Origin of the sequence: Fulvivirga kasyanovii (genome assembly GCF_009711405.1) — a bacterium.
Lineage (GTDB): Bacteria > Bacteroidota > Bacteroidia > Cytophagales > Cyclobacteriaceae > Fulvivirga > Fulvivirga kasyanovii.
The window spans coordinates 1-7,032 of record NZ_SMLW01000449.1 but is presented as its reverse complement, the minus strand read 5'-3'; the positions used below and the strand labels follow the sequence as shown (position 1 = coordinate 7,032).

Annotated in this window: 6 protein-coding genes; 2 read left to right on the top strand and 4 right to left on the bottom strand. The window is 42.3% G+C overall.

The window, feature by feature from the left end:
* Window positions 1–464: 464 nt before the first annotated feature.
* Window positions 465–773, bottom strand: coding sequence for a hypothetical protein (locus tag E1163_RS07355; RefSeq protein ID WP_155170790.1), 309 nt, complete (start codon window positions 771–773; stop codon window positions 465–467).
* 528 nt (window positions 774–1,301) lie between these two features.
* Here E1163_RS07355 and E1163_RS07350 point away from each other — a divergent pair.
* Window positions 1,302–1,775, top strand: a complete 474-nt coding sequence (locus E1163_RS07350) for a hypothetical protein (RefSeq protein WP_155170789.1) — start codon at window positions 1,302–1,304, stop codon at window positions 1,773–1,775.
* Between the two features lie 120 nt (window positions 1,776–1,895).
* Here E1163_RS07350 and E1163_RS07345 read toward each other — a convergent pair whose 3' ends face one another.
* Both E1163_RS07345 and E1163_RS07340 read right to left on the bottom strand, forming a co-directional pair.
* A complete protein-coding gene (locus E1163_RS07345) occupies window positions 1,896–3,620 on the bottom strand; it encodes a M3 family oligoendopeptidase (RefSeq protein ID WP_155170788.1) in 1,725 nt (574 codons plus the stop codon).
* 137 nt (window positions 3,621–3,757) lie between these two features.
* On the bottom strand, window positions 3,758–4,891 hold the full coding sequence (locus E1163_RS07340) for a ferredoxin--NADP reductase (protein WP_155170787.1): 1,134 nt from the start codon (window positions 4,889–4,891) through the stop codon (window positions 3,758–3,760).
* 284 nt (window positions 4,892–5,175) lie between these two features.
* On the opposite strand from E1163_RS07340, the gene purB reads away from it, so the two are divergent.
* A complete protein-coding gene (purB, locus tag E1163_RS07335; RefSeq protein ID WP_155170786.1) occupies window positions 5,176–6,519 on the top strand; it encodes an adenylosuccinate lyase in 1,344 nt (447 codons plus the stop codon).
* A gap of 197 nt (window positions 6,520–6,716) precedes the next feature.
* Here purB and E1163_RS30475 read toward each other — a convergent pair.
* On the bottom strand, window positions 6,717–7,032 hold a 316-nt coding region (locus tag E1163_RS30475), incomplete at its 5' end, for a hypothetical protein (RefSeq protein WP_185156002.1).

Here is a 7,032-nt window from a genome sequence, read left to right as displayed (position 1 = left end):
CTGACCAACAACACATTGCAAATATTGCCATTTAAAAAGGGGTAAGTTTGAATGAAGTGGGTGTGTTAAAAACTTTATGTATTTGTGATTAGGCTTAACCGCAAAGGACGCCAGGTCTATGCAAAAGGCGCAAATACTACAGGCTTGGTTATGGAAGAAAACGGATCAAGCCGAATTTCTGGGGAGACACTAAGTTTTCACCTCTTTGCCGACAAGACAGTTGAAAATAGCAATCGGCAAAAGCAGTAGGCAAACTCATATAATATAAACTGCGCGTTTACTGATTTCAGTGGCAAGTTTCACTTTACTTGTTTACTTTCCAATCCATTTACTCCACAGGTTTTGTTCCGTAATTAGAAGCCGGCTTAACCACATTAAACAAAAAATCCCGGATCGAAACCCGGGATCAAAATGACTGCTCAATTGCCGCAGCCCGACTACTACAAATCCTACACGTCAAATTATTAATTCAGCGGAAAGTTCACACTGTCCTTAATCATCATCATTTTAACTTCGTCTCTTATTTTCTGAAGATGCTCTACTTGTTTTGTCATTATGCCATGCATGACTTTAAACTCCTTCTCATAGTCTTCCAGGCACTCTGCCTTTTCCATTAGGGGGGTTAGCTCTTCGTTGTATATTTTATGAGCAAACTCCATATTGATCTGCTCATAATCAGAAAGGGCTTTTTTTGTTTTATCAAGCAGTACATTCAAACTTTCAAAAAGCTTATTGTAACGCCCATTCGAATCCTCCCAAGTCATTTTCATCATTTTGTTATTTTCTGTTTTAATTCATTTTTCTCTCCACTTCACTAGGTACTGCTACGCTATCGTAATGAGCAGGTACAACAAGTAGAATGATTCCGGCAGGTTGAAAAGAAAATCGTATTAGTTACATTTTAACAAAAACATTACACTTCATTAATGATAAATTTCATCATTCAGGTAACCCTATTAACTCTTGAATATAAGCAATTTGCTTGAGTTTATTACATGATAAAAGCATTTTTTATATCCAAAACAATGAAAAATAAGTGATTCACTTACATGACCCCCAACTTGTATCACAAATGTATCCACGGACAAGAATACCGGATTACATGATCAAAAATTACGCTAATACTGAGGCCAGGCCTTTATTTCGCCTTTTGCAGGTCTTTGGAAACTAAAGCCCTCTTAACCAAATGCCTGCGCCGGATGTTTATATAATGTGAAGCTGAAAGAAATTAGCGAAGTGTTACAGCATAATCAGACTAGCAACACTATGAAGTTATTTAACAACCATTTGAACCTCATATCATGTATCGAATATATAGTACATTACTTGCAGCTATCGGCGTATTTTCCGTGATAGGCTGCGATGATGATAACCCGCCAAACACGGCGTATAGGGAAATGTTAACCGCGGGAGATGCAAAAGCATGGAACATTACTGAGCAATACCCGCTAAATGTAGAAGAAGAGTGCAGGCCGGATGCCGCATTTATTCAGGATAACGCCTGGATATTTCACCCAAACGGGGACTTTAAGTTTGACGGTGGCAGTATTAATGGCGACGTCAAATGCAGTGATTATATTGATTTTGACGGCACCTGGGAAATTACCGGCAACAATGAGCTAAAGATCAAAGCCATACGCGCCTCAGACGACCCTAATACTGTATTTAATGGAGAAGTAATCCTTTTCGGCACCATCGAAGAAATAACGGAAACCTCTTTTACGGTAGGTAGAAATGGACATTCGGTAACTTTTGAACCTAAAAGCAGTTTTTAAGTTCACGGTTTACAAGTTCACAATTCACAGTTCTTAGTTCAGGGTTTTACTGCACTTAATTAAAATACAGCAGAACCTGAAACTTTGAACTGTGAACCAAAAACTGCGAACTGTAAATCGTTAAAGTTTTTCCATTTCAAGCTTCACAAAGCTCATTAATTCCTTTATGTAGGAGCGGCTGAAATCAAACTTGATATGTGCTGCCTCGTACACCTCAGGTATTGAGCGGGTGTAGCCTAATCTTAGGGCGCTCATGTATCCCTCCAGACCTTTTCTTGGGTCTTCTTTATAGTTTTTCCAGACGGCAACAGCCCCAAGTTGTGCCATGCCATACTCAATGTAGTAGAATGGCACTTCATACAGGTGCAATTGCTTTTGCCATAAGAAGTTGCGGTTCTCTTCTAACGTAGACCAATCGGTAACATCATCAGAGAATTGGGCGAAAATTTCATTCCAGGCTTTTACCCGGTCTTCTTCCGAATGGCCTGGATTTTCATAGACCCAATGCTGGAATTTATCGATAGTTGCCACCCACGGCAGTGTTTCGATGATCTGCTCCAAATGCTCCTTTTTGGCCCGCTTCAAGTCTTCTTCATTGTCAAAGAAAAGATCCCAGTTATCCATGGAAATGAGTTCCATACTCATAGAAGCCAATTCTGCCACCTCGGAAGGTGTATGTTTAAAATCGGTCAGCTCCAGTTCCCTGGTAAGGAACGAGTGCACGGCATGGCCTCCTTCGTGCAATATGGTGATCATATCCCGGAGGGTAGACGTAGCATTCATAAAGATGAACGGCACTCCTATTTCTGAAAGTGGGTAATTGTAACCGCCCGGTGCTTTGCCTTTTCTCGATTCCAGATCAAGGTGCCCCATCTCCTCCATAATCTCAAGGCACTGCCCTAAGAAGGGGTCCAGTCGCTTGAAACATTCAATGGTTTTGGAGGTTAGTTCTTTACTGGAGGCAAATGGTTTTAGAGCCTCTTTTCCTTCTGCATCAACGGCTTTATCCCAGGGACGAAGTTGATCTACCCCGAGTTTTTCCTTACGTTCACGAGCCAGTTGGCTAAGCATCGGCACTACTTCTTCCCTTACGGATGCATGGAAGTCGAAGCAGTCCTGCGGGGTGTAATCAAAGCGCCCCATAGCTTTGAACATGTAATCGCGATAGTTGTCAAAACCAGAATTCTCAGCCACCTGGTCTCTCAAGGAAATGAGTTTGGTATACAGGTCATTCAGCTTATCTTTATCCTGCAATCTGCGCCGGGCTATCTTGTGGTATACCTCCTCGCGCTTTGCCCGGTCTGTCGACTGAAGGATAACAGCAGCCTGTTGCAGGGTCAGCTCCTTGCCATCGATTTCTACCGTCATAGCACCATTGATCTGCCCAAATTTCTGGGTCTCTGTCTGCATTTCGGTGAAGATCGGAATATTCTCCTCTCTGAATATCTCAATATCTTTTCTCAATTCACGGATCATGATATTGAAACCTTCCTCCTGCTCCAGCTTTTCAGTAAAAGGTGTATTAAGTGCCTTCTTGTTCAGCTTATCCGTGATGGGGGATATTTTAGGCTGTATTTGCTGCACAAAATGATGGTATGCCTTTGTATATTCTTCATTATCGGTGAAGCGGGTCATATAGATATAGCGCCAGCCGGCATCTTCTGAAATAATTGACTCCAGCTCGCTCCTGTCCCTAAGCCATTCGCGCAGATCTTCTGCGGAATTGATATCACGCTCCAACAGATTTTTATAGAATGGTTCAAGCCCTTCCCAGTTTTCTATTTTAAAGTCTTCTGGCAAAAACTTCCTCGGTTTTCTTTCCGGTAATGCTATTTCCTTTTTCATGGGTTGCTGTTTCTTTTTCGTTGATAATTCTAAACTTCTATAGGAAGCTCAGTCATCTGAAAGTTTTTACAATATTTAACCTGCCTTTATATAACCTGCCTTATTCCGGAAGGTTTAGGTTTTATATTAGTGATTGATCACCCTATTTCTATCACCACATCATCACTGATAGGGTGACCCACGCAGGTAAGCACATAGCCTTCTTCTAGCTCTGATTCGCTTAAGCCTTCTTCTTCATCGAGTTTCACTTTCCCGGAAATACATTTGCCTCTACAGGCGGTGCATAAACCACTTTGACAGGAATAAGGAAGGTCAATGCCCAGATCCAGTGCAGTTTCAAGAATGGTAGAGTCCGGTTCTACGGTAAATTTATGTTCTTCACCGTCATAGATCACCGTTACTTCACGGGTAACTATTTCTCCATCAGAAGGTTCTGCGCCTTCTTTTTTCAATTCTTTATCGATGGTACCGGCTACAAAGCTTTCTTTGAATACCTTGCTTTTGTCGATCTTCTGCTCTTCGAGCAGGTTTTCGACATTTTTCATCATTCCTTCCGGTCCACACATCAGGTAAGTGGTTTTATCTGCTCCCCAGTTAGGAATGCGCTCAAATATCTTGACCAGCATATCGTGGTTTAGCAGACCGGAGTGTCCCTGCCAGTTCATAGGGGCATCATCGAGGATATGGATCACGCGGAACCTTCCTTCGTAGTCTGTCTGCAATTGCTCCAGCTTATCTTTAAATATGATGCTGTCTATATCTCTGTTGCAATAGATCAATGATATAATGCTATCGGGCTCCTGGGTAAGCATGGATTTGGTGATGGACATCATCGGGGTTATGCCACTACCTCCGGCAAACATGACAATATGCCTCTTATTATCAGTTTTATATTCTGTAGTAAATACACCCATAGGCTCCATGATCTTCATGGTATCGCCCACTTTCAGGTTGTCTGGCAGCCAGTTGGACATCAGTCCACCATCGACTCTTTTAACCGTCACTGCAGGGTCTTCATCTACGAAAGGTGATGAACAAAGGGAATATGCTCGCCTTACGTCTTTGCCTTCCATAGGAACTATCAGGGTAAGGAACTGGCCTGACTTATAGTTTATTTTGTTTTCAGGGCTCTCAAATACGATAGTTATCGCGTCTTTGGTTTCCTGAACAATCTCTTTTACCTTCAGGTTGTAATAGTGACTACCTGCTCCCTGCGGCTGTTTTTTCTCTTCTTTTTCTTCTTTGTTTTTCTTAAAAAAGCTGAATGCCATTGATTTGAATGTTTAGCTGTTTATTTTAAAAGCTGTATATCCGCTTTATGTTCTATAATTTTGAAGGCACAAAGGTAGCAAGTTATCACCTAACTCTGAAAACCTGCGTTTGTAAGCAAGAGAACCACAGTCATATCCAAAAATACCCGCACTATTTGCCACTTTTCTGCCTGAACCAAAATTAACAAAAACGGCCATAACAGGACTTATTAAATCCGTAATTATTAACTGCTTAAAAGAGTTATTTTATTAATTTTGTGCGCTTCAAAGAAAACCTATCTTTCATGGATTTAAATGCATTAACTGCACTATCACCTGTTGATGGTCGATATAGAAGACATACTCATTCCTTAGCTCAGTACCTTTCGGAATTCGGACTTATCCGCTACCGTGTGCTCGTGGAAATAGAATATTTCATCGCACTTTGTGAGTCTGACATACCGCAACTTAAAGGTTTTGATCATGGGCTATTCGCCCAGCTTCGAAAGATCTATGAAAACTTCTCTGAAAATGATGCTGAAAGTATCAAAGAAATAGAGAAAACTACGAATCATGACGTAAAGGCTGTTGAATACTTTATCAAGGAGAATTTTGACAAACTGAATATCAGTGAATACAAGGAATTTATCCATTTCGGCCTGACTTCCCAGGACATAAACAACACGGCTATACCGCTTTCTTTGAAACATGCTCTGGAGAACGTTGTATTGCCTCTTTTGGATGAGGTACACGCCAAAATAGCCCGGGATGCAGAAAGCTGGGAAGACATACCTATGCTGGCCAAAACGCATGGGCAGCCTGCGTCGCCAACCAGATTGGGTAAAGAGTTTATGGTTTTCCATGCGCGCATAGCCAAGCAGCTCGAGTTGCTAAAAACAGTGCCTTACTCTGCAAAATTTGGTGGAGCAACGGGTAACTTCAATGCACATCACATTGCTTACCCTGATACGGACTGGGTGGCTTTCGGAAATAAATTCGTGAAAGAATACCTTGGTCTGGAGAGAAGCCATCCCACTACTCAGATTGAGCATTATGACAATCTTGCGGCTTTGTTCGACAACCTGAAAAGGATCAACACTATACTTATTGACCTTAGCCGTGATATCTGGCAATATATTGCCTCTAACTACTTCAAACAAAAAATAAAAGCTGGTGAAATCGGCTCATCGGCCATGCCTCACAAGGTGAATCCTATCGACTTTGAAAATGCGGAAGGCAACCTCGGCCTGGCCAATGCTGTTTTTGAGCATTTGTCTGCCAAGCTGCCTATCTCCAGACTTCAGCGCGACCTTACGGACTCGACAGTACTCAGAAACATCAGCGTGCCACTGGCCCACACTTTAATAGCTCTCAAGTCTCTTGAAAAAGGACTCGGAAAGTTAGAACTCAACAAAGACGCCATCCATGCAGACCTTGCCGAAAACTGGGCAGTGGTAGCCGAAGCTATCCAAACCATTCTTCGTCGCGAAGGCTATCCCAAACCTTATGAAGCCCTTAAAGAGCTGACCCGCAAGAATGAAAAAGTTACCGAAGAAAGTATTAAAAGCTTTATCGACACTTTGAATGTAAGCGATAGCGTGAAAGAAGAGCTTAAGGTTATTTCTCCTTTTAATTATACTGGGGTGTAGCTGGGGGCTGGTTACTGGGTGCTGGTTTCTAGTTTCTGGTTTCTAGTTTCTGGTTTCTGGGTGCTGGGTGCTGGGTGCTGGTTTCTGATTGTCAGGATGACAAAAAAAACAACCGATTACCGGTCACTGAATACCGTTTACCGCCTCAGGGGGGCTAGCTTCTGGTCACTGACTGTTGAACAACTGCAAACTGAAACCTACCCTACAAAGTCCCCAGTACTGCGGCGGCATTCTTTGCGTTTCTTTTTGAGTCTGAATTTCCAGAAGGGGCCGTTTCGGAGGGTGATGCCTATTTTGGCGAAGAAGTTATGGGCCAATCGGCCAATTTCGCTTCTGTTTCCGGCTTGTCCACGGGGTTGGACTACGTAGATAAAACCCATGTCATCGGTAACTTCTTTCAGACATTTATTGCCCAGCAGCAATCCTTTGGCATCGCTTTTCACCCATTGGATCATGCGCTTGTTTTTATGGTTTTTAGCATTGGGTTTATATTTTGGTGCTTTATTGGTAGTG

Excerpts from the sequence above, each read along its gene's own strand:
- E1163_RS07355 (WP_155170790.1), bottom strand. The coding sequence starts at position 773 with ATGATGAAAATGACTTGGGAGGATTCGAATGGGCGTTACAATAAGCTT.
- E1163_RS07350 (WP_155170789.1), top strand. The coding sequence starts at position 1,302 with ATGTATCGAATATATAGTACATTACTTGCAGCTATCGGCGTATTTTCC.
- E1163_RS07345 (WP_155170788.1), bottom strand. The coding sequence starts at position 3,620 with ATGAAAAAGGAAATAGCATTACCGGAAAGAAAACCGAGGAAGTTTTTG.
- E1163_RS07340 (WP_155170787.1), bottom strand. The coding sequence starts at position 4,891 with ATGGCATTCAGCTTTTTTAAGAAAAACAAAGAAGAAAAAGAAGAGAAA.
- purB (WP_155170786.1), top strand. The coding sequence starts at position 5,176 with ATGGATTTAAATGCATTAACTGCACTATCACCTGTTGATGGTCGATAT.